Annotated in this window: 17 protein-coding genes; 9 read left to right on the top strand and 8 right to left on the bottom strand. The window is 67.6% G+C overall.

The genetic code is table 11. From position 1 onward, the window contains the following. The first annotated feature begins 37 nt into the window (after positions 1-37). Complete coding sequence (locus OVA13_RS00815; RefSeq protein ID WP_267791952.1) at positions 38-1,573, top strand: alkaline phosphatase PhoX; 1,536 nt, start codon at positions 38-40, stop codon at positions 1,571-1,573. Positions 1,574-1,645: 72 nt separating this feature from the next. On the opposite strand, the gene rsfS is transcribed toward OVA13_RS00815, so the two are convergent. The 5 genes from rsfS to leuS form a co-directional block, all read right to left on the bottom strand. Continuing rightward, positions 1,646-2,062: a ribosome silencing factor gene (rsfS, locus tag OVA13_RS00810; protein ID WP_267791951.1), complete on the bottom strand. Its 417-nt coding sequence runs from the start codon at positions 2,060-2,062 to the stop codon at positions 1,646-1,648. Positions 2,063-2,093: 31 nt separating this feature from the next. After that, positions 2,094-2,768 carry a nicotinate-nucleotide adenylyltransferase gene (nadD, locus tag OVA13_RS00805; protein WP_267793588.1) on the bottom strand — a complete coding sequence of 225 codons (675 nt, stop codon included), beginning with the start codon at positions 2,766-2,768 and terminating at the stop codon, positions 2,094-2,096. Positions 2,769-2,838: 70 nt separating this feature from the next. Further along, complete coding sequence (holA, locus tag OVA13_RS00800) at positions 2,839-3,873, bottom strand: DNA polymerase III subunit delta (RefSeq protein WP_267791950.1); 1,035 nt, start codon at positions 3,871-3,873, stop codon at positions 2,839-2,841. Further along, positions 3,873-4,424, bottom strand: a complete 552-nt coding sequence (gene lptE, locus OVA13_RS00795) for an LPS-assembly lipoprotein LptE (protein WP_267791949.1) — start codon at positions 4,422-4,424, stop codon at positions 3,873-3,875. Before lptE ends, holA begins: the two co-directional genes overlap by 1 nt. Before the next feature lie 108 nt (positions 4,425-4,532). Next, entirely contained in the window at positions 4,533-7,172 is a 2,640-nt protein-coding gene (gene leuS, locus OVA13_RS00790; protein WP_267791948.1) for a leucine--tRNA ligase, read from the bottom strand. A 109-nt stretch (positions 7,173-7,281) separates the two neighbouring features. Here leuS and OVA13_RS00785 point away from each other — a divergent pair, with 109 nt between their 5' ends. Beyond that, positions 7,282-8,616, top strand: coding sequence for a metal-dependent hydrolase family protein (locus tag OVA13_RS00785; protein WP_267791947.1), 1,335 nt, complete (start codon positions 7,282-7,284; stop codon positions 8,614-8,616). Between the two features lie 48 nt (positions 8,617-8,664). On the opposite strand, the gene OVA13_RS00780 is transcribed toward OVA13_RS00785, so the two are convergent. Beyond that, a complete protein-coding gene (locus OVA13_RS00780) occupies positions 8,665-9,210 on the bottom strand; it encodes a DUF998 domain-containing protein (protein WP_267793587.1) in 546 nt (181 codons plus the stop codon). A 38-nt stretch (positions 9,211-9,248) separates the two neighbouring features. Then, on the bottom strand, positions 9,249-9,449 hold the full coding sequence (locus OVA13_RS00775; protein WP_343228639.1) for a helix-turn-helix transcriptional regulator: 201 nt from the start codon (positions 9,447-9,449) through the stop codon (positions 9,249-9,251). A 230-nt stretch (positions 9,450-9,679) separates the two neighbouring features. Here OVA13_RS00775 and trxA point away from each other — a divergent pair, with 230 nt between their 5' ends. From trxA to OVA13_RS00740, 7 genes are all read left to right on the top strand, one after another. After that, a complete protein-coding gene (trxA, locus tag OVA13_RS00770; protein WP_267791946.1) occupies positions 9,680-10,534 on the top strand; it encodes a thioredoxin in 855 nt (284 codons plus the stop codon). A 51-nt stretch (positions 10,535-10,585) separates the two neighbouring features. After that, positions 10,586-11,047: a DUF4442 domain-containing protein gene (locus OVA13_RS00765; protein WP_267791945.1), complete on the top strand. Its 462-nt coding sequence runs from the start codon at positions 10,586-10,588 to the stop codon at positions 11,045-11,047. Between the two features lie 52 nt (positions 11,048-11,099). Continuing rightward, positions 11,100-11,771 (top strand): DUF502 domain-containing protein, encoded by a 672-nt coding sequence (locus tag OVA13_RS00760; protein ID WP_267791944.1) that lies wholly within the window; start codon positions 11,100-11,102, stop codon positions 11,769-11,771. A 3-nt stretch (positions 11,772-11,774) separates the two neighbouring features. Continuing rightward, entirely contained in the window at positions 11,775-12,551 is a 777-nt protein-coding gene (locus OVA13_RS00755) for a queuosine precursor transporter (protein ID WP_267791943.1), read from the top strand. A 102-nt stretch (positions 12,552-12,653) separates the two neighbouring features. Next, a complete protein-coding gene (locus OVA13_RS00750) occupies positions 12,654-14,465 on the top strand; it encodes a DUF885 domain-containing protein (protein WP_267791942.1) in 1,812 nt (603 codons plus the stop codon). A 264-nt stretch (positions 14,466-14,729) separates the two neighbouring features. Beyond that, positions 14,730-16,343, top strand: coding sequence for a FecR domain-containing protein (locus tag OVA13_RS00745; RefSeq protein WP_267791941.1), 1,614 nt, complete (start codon positions 14,730-14,732; stop codon positions 16,341-16,343). Beyond that, positions 16,340-18,046: a CHASE2 domain-containing protein gene (locus tag OVA13_RS00740; protein ID WP_267791940.1), complete on the top strand. Its 1,707-nt coding sequence runs from the start codon at positions 16,340-16,342 to the stop codon at positions 18,044-18,046. The genes OVA13_RS00745 and OVA13_RS00740 overlap by 4 nt, the downstream gene beginning before the upstream one ends. Before the next feature lie 15 nt (positions 18,047-18,061). Here OVA13_RS00740 and OVA13_RS00735 read toward each other — a convergent pair whose 3' ends face one another. Continuing rightward, positions 18,062-19,435, bottom strand: coding sequence for an MBL fold metallo-hydrolase RNA specificity domain-containing protein (locus OVA13_RS00735; protein WP_267791939.1), 1,374 nt, complete (start codon positions 19,433-19,435; stop codon positions 18,062-18,064). Positions 19,436-19,507 lie beyond the last annotated feature (72 nt).

Here is a 19,507-nt window from a genome sequence, read left to right as displayed (position 1 = left end):
AGCGTCGCAGGCTCCCCCAGCCAGCAGGAGTCGTACGATGCACAGCTTCGATCCCGCCCGCCGACAGGTCCTGAAAGGCAGCGCCGCCGCCATGGCGATGGGTGCCATGGGCAGTCTGGGTGCGCTCTACGCACGCCAGGCGCAGGCCGCTGCCGCTTCGGTACGCCTTTCACCCGTCCCCAGCCGCTATGGCCCGCTCGCGCCGGTGGCGGACCGCACCACCGGCCTGCCGCTGCTGCAGTTGCCGCAGGGTTTCAGTTATCGCTCCTTTGGCTGGAGCGGCGACCGCATGGACGATGGCCAGCCCTGCCCCGACCGCCACGACGGCATGGCAGTGGTCGGCGTACGGCATCCACGCCATGGCCGCACTTCCAAGGGACGCGGCCATGGCCTGGAATACGTGCTGATCCGCAACCACGAACGCGGCGCGGGCGCGCCCATCCGGGCCCCCGGCATGTACGACACCGGCACCGTCAGCGGCAGCGACGTCGCCGCGGGCGGCACCACCACGCTGGGTTACCGGCATGGCGAGTGGACGCGCATGGAGCCCAGCCTCGGCGGCACGCTGGTGAACTGCGCGGGGGGCCCGACACCATGGGGCACCTGGCTCACTTGCGAGGAGATCAAGACCGACGCCACGTCCAGCACCGGCAACAAGCACGGCTACGTGTTCGAGGTGGACGCGGACAGCGAGCGGACGACGGGCCGGCCGCTCGTGGGCCTGGGACGCTTCAGCCACGAAGCCGTCGCGGTGGATCCACGCACCGGCATCGTCTATCTGACCGAGGACGACCGCAACAAGTCCGGCCTGTACCGCTTCATCCCGAACGACCGCCGTGGCCGCAACGGTTCGCTGGAGAACGGTGGACGGCTGCAGGCTGCGCGCGTGCGGGGCCGTCGCAACGTCGACCTGAGCGTTGCCAACATCGGCGACGAATACGCGCTGGAATGGGTCGACATTCCGGACCCGGACCTGGACACCATCGCCGCACCGGCGGGATTTCCGGACATCGGCGCCGGCGAGACCCTCAGCGGGCCCTTCGCGCAGGCATGGAGCGAAGGCGCGCTGCGGATGAGCCGTGGCGAAGGCATCTGGTACAGCTACGGCAGGATGTTCATCGTGGACACCAGCACCGGCGTGGATGCGCAGGGGCGTCGCGGCCGTGGCAATGGCGCGGTTTGGGTGCTTGATCTGTTCACGCAGCGCATCAAGGCCTTGTTCGTCAGCGGCAACCAGCTGGCCGCGCACAATCCCGACAACATCACGGTCAGCGCGCGCGGTGGCGTGGTGCTGTGCGAAGACGGCGGGGAAAGTCCCGACGCCTATGGCCCGGGTGCACGCCTGATCGGCCTGACGCGCGCAGGCGAGTCGTTCTACCTGGCCAAGAACAATGTGCAGCTGACTTCCACCCAGATCGCCAACGCAGGCAAGACGATCGCCGAAGGCGACTATCGCGAAAGCGAATTCTGCGGTGCGTGCTGGGATCCGCTGTCGCGCACGCTGTTCGTCAACCTGCAGACGCCCGGCATCACCGTGGCCATCAGTGGGCCGTGGGAGCGGGGACCGCTCTGACGGTCGTGCCGGACGTTGCCGGAAACAAAAAACGGCGCCTGACGGCGCCGTTTTTTTTCGTAGTGACTCAGGTCAGAGCCGCGACTCGTCCGCCGTCTCGACGTCGCCGGGCGGCTGGTCGCCGACGGTCCACAAACGTTCGAGCGCGTAGAACTCGCGCACGCGCGGCAGCATGACGTGGACGATCACGTCGCCCAGGTCGACCAGCACCCACTCGGCCTCGCGCTCGCCTTCCACGCCCAGGGGCATCACGTCCAGCTTCTTGGCGAACTTGACCACCTCGTCGGCGATCGACTTCACGTGTCGGGTGGACGTACCTGACGCGATGACCATGAAGTCGGCGACGCTGGACTTGCCGCGCACATCGATCTCGACGACATCCTTGGCTTTCAGTTCCTGCACCGCGGCGTGCACCGTGGCAAGCAGGTCCGGCACGGCCGGCGGGGGGCTGGGGAGACGGGTCTTGATGACTTGGGCTTGGCTGGACAAAGGCTTGCAGGCTCTGGGAATACGGACGGGATTATAGCGGACCGGGCTCGACGGCCCGTGATGAGTACAACCTTTCGTCGGCGATGGCGTCGGCCACGGCCGGCGGCACCAGGTGCCGCCAGGGTTCGCCGGTGGCGATGCGCCGGCGGATGTCGGTGGCGGATTCGGGCTGCAGCGGCTGGCGCAGGCGGAAGACGCGACCGCCGGGCGCGTGCAGCAGGTCGGCGGGGGAGTCCGCCCAGCGGGAAGCAAGCTCGTCGGCGAGCGCATCGGGCAGGGCGGCATCCAGTGGGCTGCCAGGCCGCTCGGCCACCACGAAATGGGTGAGTCCGAATAACGCCCGCCAGTCCCGCCACCCGGGCAGCCCGATCAGGCTGTCGGCCCCGATCAGCAGGGCGATCGGGAGCGACGTCCCCCACTCCGCGCGCAGTTCGTGCAGCGTGTCGATGGTGTAGGAGCGCCCGGCAGGGTCGCGTTCGGCCCGCCGCAGCTCGCGACGGTCCACCCGCAGGTCCGGTTCACCGTCCACGGCCAGATCCAGCAGGTGCGCCCGTTGCAGCGCATCCGCGCCCGGTGGCGCGCGATGGGGCGGGTCTGCCGCCGGCATCAGATGCACCGGCACGCCCAGTTCGTCGCGCGCGGCACGGGCAATGGCCAGATGGCCGTTGTGGACGGGGTCGAAGGTGCCGCCGTAGTAGAGCTGCAGGCGCGAAGGGGAACGGGCCGACGCGGAGGCGTCGCTGGAAGCCGGTTGCGGGCTGTGGCGCGACACCGCGTCAGGCCACCAGCAGCCGCACCGCCTTGGCGTCGGCGATGGCCAGCAGCAGGCGCTCCATCGCCACCCAGGCATCGCCATCACCGCGGCCCTTGGCAATGCGGTCGATCTTTGAGGCTTCCGCCACGAAACGGTCCCAGCGCGCAGGCGAGGCGTGGCGCTGCAGCGCGCGCTTGAACGGCGCCTGCTTGGCTTCCCAGATACCCTGTGCCTTCATCTCGGCCGCCAGGTTGCCGCCATTGGACTGCACGCGGGCCAGCGCGGCGGTACGCAGCAGTTCCTTCACCACCATCGGCATCAGGCCGGCGACCACGTCGCCTTCAGCGCGCAGGCCGGCGATGATGCGCGACACCTGCGCGCCCTGCCCGGCCAGCACCGCGTCGGTCAGCCGGAACACGTCATAACGCGCGGCGTTGGCGACCAGCGATTCCATGCGTTCCAGGTCGAGCGTGCTGCCATCGGACAGCAACGCCAGCTTGTCGATCTCCTGCGCGGCAGCCAGCAGGTTGCCTTCCACGCGGTCGGCCAGCAGTTGCACGGCATCGCGATCCGCGCGCACGCCCTTGCTGCGCAGGCGGCTTTCGATCCAGCCCGGCAGCTCGTGCGGTTTGATCGCCCACGCCACCGCGACCACGCCGACACGGGCGATGGCATCGCTCCATTTGCCCTGGTAGGCCTTGCCCCATTCACCGGCAGTGATCAGCAGCACCACATCCGGCGGTGGATTGGCGCACAACGCGGTGATGACCTCGGCACCGTCCTTGCCCGGCTTGCCGCCCGGCAGGCGTACTTCCACCAGCCGGCGGGCGCTGAACAGGCTGGGCGCATTGAATGCGGCATCCAGCGTGTCCCAGTCGAAATCACGGCCGTCCGCATCGAAGACTTCGCGCTCGCTGATGCCCTGCGCGCGCGCCTGCGCACGCACGGCGTCGGCGGCTTCCAGCACGCGCAGGGTTTCGGGGCCGGCGATCAGGTAGACCGGATGCAGCGGCTCGGACGCGCCGCGCGCGGCCAGCTGTTCCGGCTTGAGTTCCATCAGCGGGCCGGGGTGACTTGGCCCGAGCGCACCACGCCGTCGACGCGACGCAGGATGGAAGCGGACATCTCGCGGCGCAGTTCGTCGGCCAGCACCTCGCGTTCGGTTGACGTGCCGGTCGCGTCTTCCGGCGGCGACACGTAGTCGCGCGAAAGCTCCACCACCTGCTGCGGCACCAGGTCGGTGCCATCCGCCTTCTTGAACGAGAACACCACCGCATAGCGCAGGCTGAATTCCTGCGCGCGACCGACCTCGTCGATGGCGATGGGCAGGTCGCCCCAGCGCTCGGATACGACGCGCAAGGTAGCCACGGGCGTGGCGTCCGTGGTCTGGCCTTCCGCAAGCGGCGGCGCGGGCGTGGCGCCAGCGGCCTGCAGGCCGCGCGACAGGCTGGTGGCCAGTTCGCTGTAGGCCGCGGAAGACACGACGCGCACCGGTCCCAGGTCCGCGGGGAGGGCGATCTTGTTGCGCAGGTGGAAGCCGCAGCCGGCAAGCAGCAGGGCGGCGGCGGTGAAGGCGAGCAGGCGGGCGGGCAGTCGGAATGCAGTCATGGGGGAAGTCTGGACGAGCCCGTCATGGGCGGCAATAGCCTAGCCCGACCGCAGGTGAACGCCCGGGCAAGGTCGGCGGGAGCGGCATGCCGCCGCTCCCCACCGGATTCACGCCGCGACGATGTTGATGATCTTGCCCGGCACGATGATGATCTTGCGGATCGTGGTGCCTTCCAGGAACTTGGCGGTATTCGGTTCGGCCTTGGCCAGCGACTCGATCACGTCGCGCGGCGCGTCGGCGGCGACTTCGATGGTGCCACGCAGCTTGCCGTTGACCTGCACGGCCAAGGTCGCCGAGTTGCGCACCATCGCGTCGGGGTCGGCCTGCGGGAACGCCACGTCTTCCAGCAGCGTTTCCGAATGGCCGAGCGCCTGCCACAGCGCGTGGCTGGCGTGCGGCGTGATCGGGTTGAGCAGCAGCACCGCCGCTTCCAGCGCTTCCTGGCGAACGGCGCGGCCCTGCGCACTGGCATCGTCGAACTTGCCCAGTGCGTTGGACAGCTCCATCACGGCGGCAATGGCGGTGTTGAAGCTGTGCCGCTTGCCGTAGTCGTTGCCGACCTTGTCGATGGTCTCGTGGGTCTTGCGGCGCAGCGCCTTCTGCTCGGCGCCGAGCGCGGCCACGTCCAGCGCCTCGATGGCGCTGCCGTCGGCCACATGCTTCTGCACCTGCACCCACAGGCGGCGCAGGAAACGCGCCATGCCTTCCACGCCGGCCTCGTTCCACTCCAGCGACTGCTCCGGCGGCGCGGCGAACATCGAGAACAGGCGCACGGTGTCCGCGCCGAACTTCTCCACCATCGTCTGCGGGTCCACGCCGTTGTTCTTCGACTTGGACATCTTCTCGCTGCCACCGATGTGCACCGGCTGGCCATCGGCCGCCAGTACCGCGCCGGTGACGCGACCGCGCTCGTCACGGGTGACGCTGACGTCGGCGGGGTTGAACCATTCCTTGTTGCCGTTGGCGTTCTCGCGGTAGTACGTGTCCGCGATGACCATGCCCTGGCACAGCAGGTTGGTGGCGGGTTCGTTGCTGTCCACCAGCCGCGCGTCGCGCAGCAGCTTGTGATAGAAGCGGAAATACATCAGGTGCAGGATGGCGTGTTCGATGCCACCGATGTACTGGTCCACCGGCAGCCAGTAGTTGCCGCGCTTGTCCACCATGTCGCGGGCACCCGGCGACGTGTAGCGCGCGTAGTACCAGCTGGACTCCATGAAGGTGTCGAACGTGTCCGTCTCGCGTTCGGCGGCACCACCGCATTGCGGGCACTTGGTCTTGCGCCATTCCGGGTCGGCCTTGATCGGCGACTTCACGCCGTCCAGGGTGACGTTCTCCGGCAGCACCACCGGCAGGTCGGAATCCGGCACCGGCACCGCGCCGCAGGCGTCGCAGTAGATCACCGGGATGGGGCAGCCCCAGTAGCGCTGGCGGCTGACGCCCCAGTCGCGCAGGCGGTAGTTCACGCGCCGCTGGCCCTGGCCCTTGCGCTCGAAACGCTCGGCGAACGCCTCGAACGCGCCACGGTAATCCAGGCCGTCGAACTCGCCGGAGTTGACCAGTTCCAGGTCATCCCGGGTCTTGTCGCCATACCAGTCGCGCCAGGTGGTGGCGTCGTAGGTTTTTTCTTCCTCGTTGCGCGGCGACTTCAGCGCGATCACCTGCTGGATGGGCAGGGAATACTTGTGCGCGAACTCGAAATCGCGCTCGTCGTGGCCCGGCACGGCCATCACCGCGCCGGTGCCGTAGCCCATCAGCACGAAGTTGGCCACCCAGACCGGCAGTTTGTCGCCGGTGATCGGATGCACGGCCTTCAGGCCGGTATCCATGCCGCGCTTTTCCTGCGTTTCCAGTTCGGCCTCGGACACGCCGCCGTGCTTCAGTTCGTCCAGGAATGCGGCCAGCGCCGGATTCGACGCCGCGGCCTTCAGCGCCAGCGGGTGTTCGCCGGCGATCGACACGAAGGTCACGCCCATCAGCGTGTCGGGACGCGTGGTGAACACGTTCAGCACGTCGTTGCCGCCTTCCACGCCGAACGCGATCTCAAGCCCTTCCGAGCGGCCGATCCAGTTGCGCTGCATGGTCTTGACCGCGTCGGGCCAGCCCGGCAGGTCATCCAGGCCGTCCAGCAGTTCCTGGGCGTAGTCGGTGATGCGCAGGAACCACTGCGGGATCTCGCGCTTCTCCACCACCGCGCCACTGCGCCAGCCGCGGCCGTCGATGACCTGCTCGTTGGCCAGCACGGTCTGGTCCACCGGATCCCAGTTCACCACCGAGTTCTTGCGGTAGGCGATGCCCTTGCGCAGCAGGCGGGTGAACATGCGCTGCTCGTGCACGTAGTACTCGGGCCGGCAGGTGGCGAACTCGCGCGACCAGTCGATGGCATAGCCCAGCGACTTCAGCTGGGTGCGCATGTGCTCGATGTTGGCGTAGGTCCACTTGGCCGGCGCCGTCCTGTTCTTGATGGCGGCATTCTCGGCCGGCAGGCCGAACGCGTCCCAGCCCATCGGCTGCAGCACGTTGTGGCCGGTCATGCGCTTGTAGCGGCTGATCACGTCGCCGATGGTGTAGTTGCGCACGTGGCCCATGTGCAGCGCGCCCGATGGATACGGCAGCATCGAGAGGCAGTAGTACTTCGGCTTGTCCGACTGCTCGTCGACCTCGAAGGCGCGGCGGGTCTCCCAGAAGGTCTGGGCCTGGGACTCGACGGATTTCGGGTCGTAGGAGAGGGGTTCGGCGGCAGTGGACATGGCGGGTGCGTGCTACGCGGCTACGGCAAAGCCGCAAAGGGTACCGCAGCGCACCATGCGCCGCCATGGCGCAGGTTAGGATGGCCCGGTCGAAACCCGGGAAACCCGCATGCCGCCACGCCTCCGCCTCACCGCCGTCGCCTTTGCCCTTGCCAGTCTGAACGCCCTGCCCGCCCAGGCTGCAGAACCGCCCACTGCCACGACCCAGGCGGTGCATTGCGGCAAGCTGTTTGACGCCCGCAGCGGGCGGATCCTCGGGGAACACACGGTACTGGTGCGCGATGGCAGGATCGCCGAGGTGCTGCCGGGCCGGGCCAAGCTGGCCGATGCCGATTCCATCGTCCTCTCGGACCATACCTGCATGCCGGGCTGGACCGACCTGCACGTGCACCTGGACGGCGAATCCAGCCCGCAGAGCTATTCGGAAGGCTTCCGCCTGGACCCGGTGGACTTCGCCTACCGCTCTGTCGGTTATGCGGAAAAGACCCTGATGGCGGGCTTTACCAGCGTGCGCGATCTGGGCGGCGACGTGACCCTGCACCTGCGCGACGCGGTCAACCAGGGCGCGGTGAAGGGGCCACGCATTTTCGCCGCCGGCACGTCCATCGCCACCACCGGCGGGCACGCGGACCCCACCAACGGCTTCAACACCCACCTGGCCCATCTGATGGGCCCGCCCGGCCCTACCGAAGGCGTCATCAATTCCATCGACGATGCGCGACAGGCCGTGCGCCAGCGCTACAAGGACGGCAGCGACGTCATCAAGATCACCGCCACCGGTGGCGTACTGAGCTACGCCAAGTCCGGTGATGCCCCGCAGTTCACCGTGGAAGAGGTCAAGGCCATCGTCGACACCGCGCGCGACTACGGGTTCCGCGTGGCCGCGCATGCGCACGGCAAGGAGGGCATGCGGCGCGCCATCCTCGGCGGCGTGACCAGCATCGAGCACGGCACCTACATGGACGACGAGATCATGCGGCTGATGAAGCAGCACGGTACCTGGTACGTACCGACGATTTCGGCCGGGCGCTTCGTCGCCGAGAAGGCGAAGATCGACGGTTACTTCCCGGCCGTGGTACGCCCGAAGGCCGAACGCATCGGCGCGCTGATCCAGGAAACCGCGGCCAAGGCCTACCGCAACGGCGTGAAGATCGCGTTCGGCACCGACATGGGCGTGGGCCCGCATGGCGACAACGCGCGCGAGTTCCTCTACATGGTCGAAGCCGGCATTCCAGCGAATGTCGCGCTGCAGGCCGCCACCATCCGCGCGGCCGAGGTGTTGGGCGTGGACGACCAGGGCGTGCTGGAAGCGGGCAAGCGTGCCGACATCATCGCGGTACCCGGCGACCCGGTGGCCGACATCAACGCCGTGCTGAAGGTCGACTTCGTGATGAAGGACGGCAAGGTCTACAGGCAGCCACGCCTCGACATTCCAGCGCAATGACACGAACTTGACCACGCCGCCGCGCAGGACGCGGCACCCGGCGCGACACTAGCGCGGCCGCCAGGCCGCCACGCACAACCATCCCAGCCACGCGGCGTAGCCCAACCGCTGCGCCAGTCCCGCCGGCATCAGTTCCACGGCGAACAATGCCGTGGCCAGTACCAGCAGCGCCGCCGCCACGCTGGCACGTGCGAGCCGGCGCCATGCGCTTTTGCCCCGTAGCCCTGCGGCGATCAGGAAGGCGCCCGGCACGAACGCCACCCACCACAGCAGCCACGCCGTCGCATGCAGGCTGCTGGCATGGTTGTGCAGGTCCATCGGATCCAGCGGCAGCAGTCCCAGCGCAATGAAGCCCAGCGCGGACAGGAACGCCAGCTGCGTCCCCACCCGCAGCGGCCACCCCGCATCGCGCGGCAATCGCTGGCGCAGGTCCATCGCCACCACGCCCGCCAGCAGCCCCGGCACGACGAACGCCACCATATTGAAGGCCAGGGCCCTTGGCACGCCTTGCGCACCCAGCACCGCGACCGGATGGAACACCTGCGAATAGCCCTGCAGGAACTGGCCGAACACGGCCAGTGCCAGGGCGAACATGGCCACCGCCGCGATGCCCGCATACGGCAGCGCGCGCTTCACTTCACTTCCCAATGGAACACCTCTTCCACGCCCACGCCAAAGGTCCGCGCAATGCGGAACGCCAGTTCCAGCGAAGGCGCGTAGCGCCCCGCTTCCAGCGCGATGATAGTTTGCCGCGTCACGGCACAGGCGTCGGCGAGCGCCTGCTGGGTCATTTCGCCGCGCTCGAAGCGCAGGCGGCGGATGTCGTTGGTGATGGGGGTGCCAGTCACGGGCAGCCTCCCGGGTCAGGCCATGTCACCTGCGCGTCGATGCCGGCACCCACCCCCACTCCCCACGGCTGAATCCTCAAGCATGTCACTCCTGCCAGACTTCATGTAATTCATACATTACATTTCGAACCGGCAATGTCAAACGCTTTTTACATTGCCTTGTATCCTGACGCCCAAGACACCATCTCTGCGCTAAATCTGAATCCGGGACCCCCATGAGCGACCTGCCCCACGTGTTCGACGCCACCACCGAGACCTTCGAGACCGAGGTCCTGCAGAAATCACTGCAGGTGCCCGTGCTGGTGGATTTCTGGGCGACCTGGTGCGGGCCGTGCAAGACGCTGGGGCCTCTGCTGGAAAAGCTGGCGGGCGAATACAACGGCGCCTTCGAACTGGCCAAGGTCGACGTGGACAAGGAGCAGCAGATCGCCGCCGCCTTCCAGATCCGCTCGGTGCCGACGGTCTTCCTGGTGAAAGGGGGACAGCTGGTGGATGGCTTCCCCGGCGCACTGCCGGAAGGGCAACTGCGTGAATTCCTGAAACAGCACGGCATCGAGCCGGCGGCAGTCGAGGAAGAAGCCGCCGATACCACGCCGGTGGACCCGCATGCGCAGGTGCTGGCGCTGCGCAACGCCATCGAGGCCGAACCGGACAAGGCCGAACTGAAACTCGACCTGGCCCTGGCGTTGCTGAAGATCGGTGCCGCCGCCGAAGCCGAAACGCTGCTGGACGGCCTGCCCGCCAACCTGGCTACCGATGACCGCGCGATCCGCGCACGCGCACGGCTGGGCTTTTCCGCTGCCCTCAAGGACGCGCCGCCGGTCGAGATCCTGCAGGCGGCCATTGCCGCCAACGCCGACGATCTGCGGGCGCGCCATCTTCTGGGTGTGCATCACCTGGTGGCCGGCGAGTCGGAAGCCGCGCTTGAGCAGTTCCTGGAGATGCTGAAGCGCGACCGCACGTTCGACGAGGGCGTGGCGCGCAAGAGCCTGATCGATGCATTCCGGGTGATCGAGGACGACGCGCTGGTGAGCCGCTACCGTCGCCGGATGTCGTCGCTGTTGTTCTGACCTTCAGCGCCCGCCGCCTACCCTGCACCCCCTTTTCGCACGTAGCAGTACATGAAACCCAGCACCCTGCGGCACATCTTCAACGTCTGGCCGCCCTTCCTGTTCAGTGGCATCCATGTCACCGAGATGGCCGACGACTGGACGTTCGCGCGCGTCGAACTGCGCATGCGTCCCTGGAACCGCAACTACGTGGGCACGCATTTCGGCGGCAGCCTGTTCGCCATGACCGATCCGTTCTGGATGATCCTGGCGAAGGAGCGGCTGGGGCGCGACTACTTCGTGTGGGACAAGGCCGGCGAGATCGAGTTCGTGAAGCCTGGCAAGGGTGTCGTGCACGCCGAGTTCCGGCTGGACAACGTGGTGCTGGACGAGATCATCGCCGAAGCCGCCGACGGCCAGAAGCACCTGCGCTGGATGCCGGTGGACATCTTCAACGCGCAGAACGAAGTGGTCGCCCGCGTGCGCAAGCAGATCTACGTGCGCCTGAAACCGGAAGCGCGCAAGCCCGCCTGACCGGGGCGCAGGATCCGGCGACGCTGCCGTGGCATGGCCCTACAATACCGTCATGCCCCCCGATCCCCACGCCGCCCGTCCCTCCCTGCAGAAGCTGTTCCTGACCGGCCTGTTGACCCTGCTCCCCATCTGGTTGACGTGGGTGGTGGTGAAGTTCGTCTTCGTGCTGCTCTCGGACATGAGCAAACCCTGGGTGGAGCCGCTGTCGCAGCGGATCGCCGCGGGGTTTCCGCAGGCGATGGGCTGGTTCAGCGGCGTATGGGTGCAGAACACCATCGCGATGATCGCCACGCTGTTCGTCATCGTGGCCGTGGGCGCGCTGACCCGCCGCGTGATCGGGCAGCGGCTGCTGGGCTGGTTCGAAGCGCTGATCGCGCGCGTGCCGCTGGCGAACGTCATCTACACCAGCGCGCGCAAGCTGCTGGACATGCTGGAAACCAAGCCGGGCAGCACGCAGCGCGTGGTGCTGATCGACTTCCCGCACCGCGACATGAAGTCGGTCGGCCTGGTCACCCGCGTGATCCGTGAAGAAGGGTCCGGTCGCGAACTGGCCGCCGTCTACGTGCCCACCACGCCCAACCCGACCTCCGGCTACCTGGAAATCGTGCCGGTGGAACTGCTGACGCCCACCGACTGGACGGTGGACCAGGCGATGAGCTTCATCATTTCAGGTGGCGCCGTGGCGCCGGAAACCATGCCCTTCACCCGCGCCGGGGACCGCTGACCCATGACCCCGGGCCGCACGCTGGACGATCGCGCCGTCAAACTGTTCATCGCCCTGGCGGCCTTCTTCTGCGTCAACGCGGTGCTGGCCGAATTCATCGGCGTCAAGATCTTCGCGCTGGAAGACACGCTGGGCATGGCGCCGCTGGAGTGGAACCTGTTCGGCCAGAGCGGCTCGTTGAACTTCACCGTCGGCACGCTGCTGTGGCCGTTCGTCTTCATCATGACCGACACCGTCAACGAGTTCTACGGCAAGCGCGGCGTGCGCTTCATCTCGTGGCTGGCAGTGGCCCTGATCGTCTTCGGTTTCGTGTTCGCCTTCCTGGCCATCGCGACCGCGCCCGCGGGCTGGTGGGTGACCGCGGCGAAGGACCAGGGCGTGCCGGATTACCAGGCGGCGTTCGCGGCGATCTTCGGGCAGGGCATGTGGTCGATCGTGGGGTCGATCATCGCGTTCCTGATCGGTCAGCTGATCGACGTGTCGGTGTTCCACCGCATCCGCAATGCCACCGGCGAACGCTGGGTGTGGTTGCGCGCCACCGGCTCCACCGCCATCTCGCAACTGGTGGACAGCTTCGTGGTGATCTACATCGCGTTCGTGCTGGGGCCGCAGAAATGGCCGACTTCGCTGTTCCTCGCGGTCAGTTCGGTCAATTACGTCTACAAGATGCTGGCCGCCATCGCGCTGATTCCCCTGCTTTACCTGATGCGCCACGGCATACGGCGCTACCTGGGCGACGCGCGCGAGCGCGAACTGCGGGCTGAAGCCTCCGCGGACTGACCCCGCCGATGCCGCAGTGGCATCGTCGAAACCATGACTTTCGTCGCTGTCCACTCATGGGGGAATGCGCCACGCTCGCGGTTTACCTTGCCGGAGCACTCCATGCGTCGTCCCCTGCCCGCCCTGTTGACGCTCGCCATCGCGCTGGCCCTGCCCGTCGCCGCGCTTCCGGCATCCGCCCAAACCAGCGACGCGCCCGCAACGGCGACGGCGAATCCCAAGGCCGCCCAGCTTGACCGCCTGTATGCGCAGTACTGGGAAGAATCGCTGAAACTCAATCCGCTGGGCGCCACGTTCCAGGGCGATCCGCGCTACAACGACCAGTTGCCGAACTTCCTGTCGGCCGAGTACCGCGCCACGTCGCGTCGCTTCACCGAAGACTGGCTGAAGAAGATCGAGGCCGTCGGCAGCGACGGCCTGGCCGGCCAGGATCTGCTGAGCTACCAGATCTTCGTGCGCGACGCGAAGATGGAGCTGGAAGGCGAGCGGTTTCCGGACTGGATGCAGCCCATCAACCAGTTCTACAACATCGGCAGCATGGCCGTGCAGCTGGGTTCGGGTACCGGCGCCCAGCCGTTCAAGACCGTGCAGGACTACGACAACTGGAAGAAGCGCGCCACCCAAGTGCCCGTGCTGTTCGACCAGGCCATCGCCAACATGCGCGAAGGCATTAAGGCGGGCGTGGTGCAGCCCACCGCCCTGATGCAGAAAGTGGTGCCGCAGCTGGATGCGCTGATCAAGCCGAAGGCCGAGGACACCCTGTTCTGGGGTCCGGTCAACAAGCTGCCGACTTCCTTCAGCGAAGCCGACAGGCAACGCATCACCGCCGATTACCGGCAGATGATCGAAGGCACGCTGATGCCGGCGTATGCGAAATTGCGCACGTTCATCGTCACCGAATACCTGCCCGCCACGCGCAAGACCTCCGGCATGGCGGCATTGCCCGACGGCGAGGCGTGGTACGCCTACAACGCGCGGCAGAGCACCACCACCGACCTGAGCCCGGCACAGATCCACCAGATCGGCCTGGACGAAGTGGCGCGCATCCATGGCGAGATGCGCGGCGTGATGAAGACGCTGCAGTTCCAGGGAACGCTGCAGGACTTCTTCAAGTTCATGCAGACCGACCCGCGCTTCATCTTCAAGAGCGAAGAGGAACTGCTGACGTATTACCGTGGGCTGGAAGACAAGATCAATGCGCGGGTGCCGGAGCAGTTCTCGCTGATCCCGAAGGCCGCGTTCGAGATCCGTCCGGTGGAAGCGTTCCGCGCCGCATCGGCGTCGGGTGGTTCGTACATGCGGCCCAGCGAAGACGGCACGCGGCCAGGGGTCTTCTACGTGAACACGCATGACCTGCCCACGCGCAAGATCTGGGATGCCGAAGACCTGTATCTGCACGAAGCGATCCCAGGCCATCATTTCCAGCTGGCGCTGCAGCAGGAACTGACGGGCCTGCCGATGTTCCGCCGCTTCGGCAGCGAGATCGCCTTCTCCGAGGGCTGGGGCCTGTATGCCGAATCGCTGGGCAAGGACCTGGGTGTGTACGCCGACCCCTACAGCTACTTCGGTTACCTGCAGAACGAACTGTGGCGTGCCATCCGGCTGGTGGTGGACACGGGACTGCACAGCAAGGGCTGGACGCGCGAGCAGGTGATCGCCTACATGCTGGAGAACTCGGCCGAGAGCGAAAGCCACTCCACCGCCGAGGCCGAGCGCTACATGGCCATCCCCGGCCAGGCGCTGGCCTACAAGATGGGCGAACTGAAGATCAAGGCGGTGCGCGCAAAGGCGGAAAAGGTGCTTGGGGCGAAGTTCGACGTGCGCGAATTCCATGCCGAAGTATTGCGCGATGGCTCGGTCCCGCTGGACGTGCTGGAGGCCAAGGTCGACCGCTGGATCCGCAGCCAGCAATGACGCCTTCGGAGCACCCGGGGGCGGTGCCGACGCACCGCCAGCCAGTGGTGCCGGCCCTCGCCCTCCACCGAGCGCTAAATGTGAGTTGAGATGACGGGCATGGGCGGGCTGAAACGCCCGCCCAGCAAGCGTTTCAGCGAAACGTTAATGATCGGGGAAACCGGCCAAAACACGTGTACTTGTCCTCTATAATTGTGACCGCTGCAACATAACGACGGCGGGGAGAGACAGGTGAAGCAGTTCGCACGTAAAGGCGGGCCGGGCATGCGGTGGGGATTGGCCATCAGTCTGCTGCTGGCGTCGCTGCCGGCGTTCGCCGAAGACTGGTCCTATCGCGTGCGACCGGGCGACACGATCTGGGACCTGGCGGGTGAATACCTGAAGCCCGACGTGTCCTGGAAACGCCTGCAGGAGCACAACCGCATCGCCAACCCCTACCAGCTGCCACCCGGTTCGACGCTGCGCATTCCGTTGGCCTGGCTGCACCGGCAACCGGCCAAGGCCCGCGTGCTGGCCGTGCGCGGCAGCGCCACCGCAGTGGCCAACGGTCGCAATGCCGCGATCAGGCAGGGCATGTCGCTGGGAAGCGGCGCATTGCTCAAGACCTCCCCCGATGCCTCGCTCAGCCTGCAGTTCGCCGATGGTTCGCGGCTGCTGCTGCTGGGCGACAGCGAACTGCTGCTCGACCGTCTGACACGCTTCGGCCGTTCCGGCATGGCCGACACCCGGCTGCGCCTGCAGCGTGGCCGCATCGCCAACGACGTGCAGCCCACCCGTGGCCCGGCGGCGTCGTTCATCGTCGATACGCCGAGCGCCTCCTCGGCGGTTCGCGGCACGCATTTCCGCGTGGAAGCGGCGGACGCGCGCACGCGCACCGAAGTGCTCGAGGGCCGCGTGGCGGTGAGTTCGCGCAGCCGTGCCAGTGCACTGGTAAGCCGCGGCTACGGCACCGTGGTCGCTGACGGACAGGCCAACATCAAGCCCGTGGCGCTGTTGCCCGCCCCGGATCTTCGCCGCGTGGCGCCCCGGCATGTGCGCGCACGCCCGGAGCTCGCGTGGCCAGCGGTGGACGGCGCCCGCGCGTACCGCGTGGAGGTCAGCCAGGATCGGCGGTTCGGCACGTTGCTGGCGGACGTGGAAACCCCTACGCCTTCCATCGTCTTGCCACCCCTCGACGAAGGCGGCTACTTCCTGCGGGTGCGCGCGGTGGCCGACAACGGACTGCAGGGCCTGGATGCCACCACGCCGCTCAGCGTCGATGGCCAGCCCGAAGCGCCCTACACCATCGCCCCCATCGCCACCTCGGTGATCCGCACGCCCGACGTGGCGTTCAGCTGGACCCAGGCGCCCGCCGCCAAGCGCTACCAGTACGAAGTCGCGGCCAACGCCGATTTCTCGCCGCTGCTTGCGCAGGCGACGGTCGACGACGGGACTTCGGTGCAACTGCCCCTGCCCCCCGGCGACTACCTGTGGCGCATCCGCAGCATCGACGGCAGCGGCAAGGCCGGCCCGTACAGCGACGCGCTGGCATTCACCGTGCGCCCCATGGCCGAAGTGACCCACATCGACAGCAGCGCGCCCGAACAGGACCGCCGCCAGGTGACGTTCCGCTGGGCCGCCGGCCAGCCGGGCCAGCGCTACCGCTTCCAGATGTCACGGTCGCCGGATTTCACCTCGCCGCAGGTGGACCAGGTGGTCGACCAGGCGGAGATCACCCTGCCGAATCTGCGCTCGGGCACCTGGTACCTGCGGGCGCAAACGATTGATGTGGATGGCTTTGAAGGGCCCTTCCCGCCGCCCCAGGTCGTTGAAGTGCCCTGCCGGCTCTGCAGGATTGGCGCCGGAGCGGGGGCATTGCTCATACTGCTGGCATTGTGAGTACCCCCTCGCCCGCCCCCAAACTGAAGAACCGCCTGCTGACGGCGGTGGGTGCGGCTGCGCTGGTGGCACTGGTCGCACTGTCCGGCATCACGGGCCGCATCGACGCCGCGGTCTACGACATGCTGGCGCGCGGCGCCGCCCCCGCCGCCGACGGCCGCATCGTGGTGGTGGACATCGACCAGAAGAGTCTGGCGGAGCTCGGACGCTGGCCCTGGTCCCGGCGGACCCACGCCCAACTGATCGATCGCCTCGATCAGGCACAGGTCAAGGGCGTGGCGTTCAACGTGCTGCTGTCCGAACCCGCGCTGTTCGATCCCGAGGGCGATGCGCTGCTGGCGCGGGCGCTGGCGCGCAACGGTCGCGTGGTGCTGCCGGTGCTGGCCGAACCCGTGCAGATGAACGGGGCGAGCGTCGAATTGATGCCCATCCCGGAGTTCGCGGCCTCCGCCGCTGCGCTGGGCCACGCGGAGATGATGGTCGACGACGACGGCGTGGCGCGCAGTGTGTTCCTGCGCGCGGGGCTCGGCTCGCCGCATTGGCCTGCGCTGGCGTTGTCGCTTTTCCGGCTGGAAGCACCGGCACGGGACAACGCCGACCTGCCCGGCCGGCGCCTGGTGGCAGGGGGCGAGCCGCCTTCGCCTTACCAGTGGGTGCGCGACCATCAGGTGCTGATCCCCTACCCGGATCCGCCCAACGCGTTCCGCCACGTGTCCTACACCGATGTGCTCAACCAGCGCATCCCGGCATCGATGCTGCGGGGCCACTGGGTGGTGGTGGGGATGAACGCCGTCGGCATGGGCCCTGAAGTGAAGGTCCCCGGCCACGCTGCCAGTTCCACCATCAGTGGCGCCGACTACCAGGCGGCGATGCTCAACATGCTGGTCAAGGATGCGTCCATCACGCCCATGCCGGACGGCTGGCTGGTGCTGCTCTCCATGCTGATCGTGGCGCTCCCGCTGGTACTGTGCGGCGTGCGCGGCCTGCATCGCATCTGGCGGCCCGTGGCGTTGATGATGGTGGTCGCGGGCGTGCTGTCGGTGATGCTGCTGCGCTTCGCCCATCTTTGGTTCACCCCCGTCCCCGCCGTGATCGTGCTGGCGCTGGGCGCGCTGCTGTGGCTGTACCGGCTGTTGCGCCGCACGCAGCGACAGGCGCAGTCCGATTCGCTGACCGGACTGGCCAACCGCAGCCGCTTCGACACGGCGCTGGACCAGGAACTGCGCGCGGCGCGCCGGACCGGACAACCGCTGTCGCTGCTGGTGCTGGATATCGACCATTTCAAGCAACTCAACGACAGCCAGGGCCATGCCGCGGGCGATGCGGCACTGAAGGCGCTCGCACGCGTGTTGCGCAGCCGGGCGCGTCGTCCCCGCGATCTGGTCGCGCGGCTGGGGGGCGACGAATTCGCGGTGCTGCTGCCGGAAACCACGGCGCAGGCCGCCGCCACCATCGCCACCACCATCCATGTCGACCTGGCGAACATCGGGGCGCGCCCGCATGGCATCAGTGCGTCCGCCGCACCGCCCTTCACCACCAGCATCGGCATCCACACCCACCTGGCCGGCGACGACCTGGGGCCGGAAGATGTCTTCGACCGCGCCGACGCCGCGCTCTACCGTGCCAAACAAGCCGGCCGCAACCGCAGCTTCAGCCACACCGGCGATCAGGAACCCATCAGCGCCTCGTTGACGCGCGGCTGAGCGGGCTGTCGTTTCCTACACGTCGACCTGCATGCCGGGGCGCGCCAGCGTGACCTCCACCCCGTGGCGCTCGCCGATCTCTCCGGCCAGCGCTTCGCGCGCCTTGTCTTCGCCATGCACCAGCACCAGCGGCGGCGAGGGCTGGAAATGGGCATACCAGTCCATCAGGCCACGCTGGTCGGTATGGGCCGACAGCCCGCCCACGGTGTGTCGCTGCGCATTGACGCGGTAATCGCGACCATGGATGCGCACCCATTGGGCGCCATCGACCAGGCGCCTGCCCAGGGTGCCCTGCGCCTGGTAACCGACGAACACCACGTGCGCGTTGCGCCGGCCGAGGTTGTTCTTCAGGTGGTGCTGGATGCGCCCGCCGTTCGCCATGCCCGAGCCGGCGATGATGATGGCGCCGCTTTCGATCTGGTTGATCGCCATCGACTGCTGCGCGTTTTCCGCCACGTGCAGGTTGGGCAGGCGGAACGGATTGGGTGCCTGCTTCCAGACGTCGCGCGCCTCGTCGTCGAACAGGCCGTGGTGGCGGCCATAGATGGCGACCACCTTGGCGGCCATCGGGCTGTCCAGGAAAATGCGCCAGCGCTGCAGTTTCCACGCGTCCCAATGCCGCGCGAACCAGTACAGCAGCTCCTGCGTGCGCCCCACCGCGAACGCCGGGATCAGCACGTTGCCGCGGTCATGCCAGGCACGCTCGAAGATGTCGCCCAGCTCGCGGATCGTTTCCGGCCGGTCGCGGTGGTTGCGGTCGCCGTAGGTGGATTCCATCAACAGCAGGTCGGCCTGCTTCACCACGGTGGGGTCGCGCAGGATGGGCGTGCCCTTCGGACCCAGGTCGCCGGAGAACACCAGCTTGCGGCCCTCGGCCCACAGCTCCACGATGGCCGAGCCGAGGATGTGCCCGGCATCGCGCAGCGCCACTTCCACGCCCGCCACCACTGCCGTGCGCTGGTCGTACGGCAGCGGCTGCACCTGCCGCAGCGTGGCCTGCACGTCCTCGGCGGTGAACAACGGCTGCACCTCGGGTTCGCCGCGACGGCGGTCCCTGTTCGCGCGCTCGGCGTCGGAGGCGGACAGGGAGGCGGTATCCATCAGCATCACCCCCATCAGTTCGGCACTGGCGTGGTGGGTGTAGATGGGGCCGCGGAAGCCACGCTTGACCAGCAGCGGCACGCGACCGATGTGGTCGATGTGGGCGTGGCTGAGCACCAGCGCGTCCAGCATGGACGGGTCGAACGGGAAGGGTTCGGTATTGCGGGCCTCCGCCTCCCGGCTGCCCTGGATCAGGCCGCAGTCCAGCAGGACGCGTTTGCCGGCCGCATGCACGAGATGCATGGAACCGGTGACCTCGCCGGCGGCGCCGTGGAATTCGACGTGCATGGGACTGCCCTCCTTGCCTGGGGGAAGTATGGGGGTTGGGGGGTGTGAGGTGAAAAGACGGTGGTTCACCCG

It is taken from the genome of Pseudoxanthomonas sp. SL93 (genome assembly GCF_026625825.1).
GTDB lineage: Bacteria > Pseudomonadota > Gammaproteobacteria > Xanthomonadales > Xanthomonadaceae > Pseudoxanthomonas_A.
Note: the sequence above shows the minus strand (reverse complement) of the source record. Positions and strands in the feature narration are given on the sequence as shown.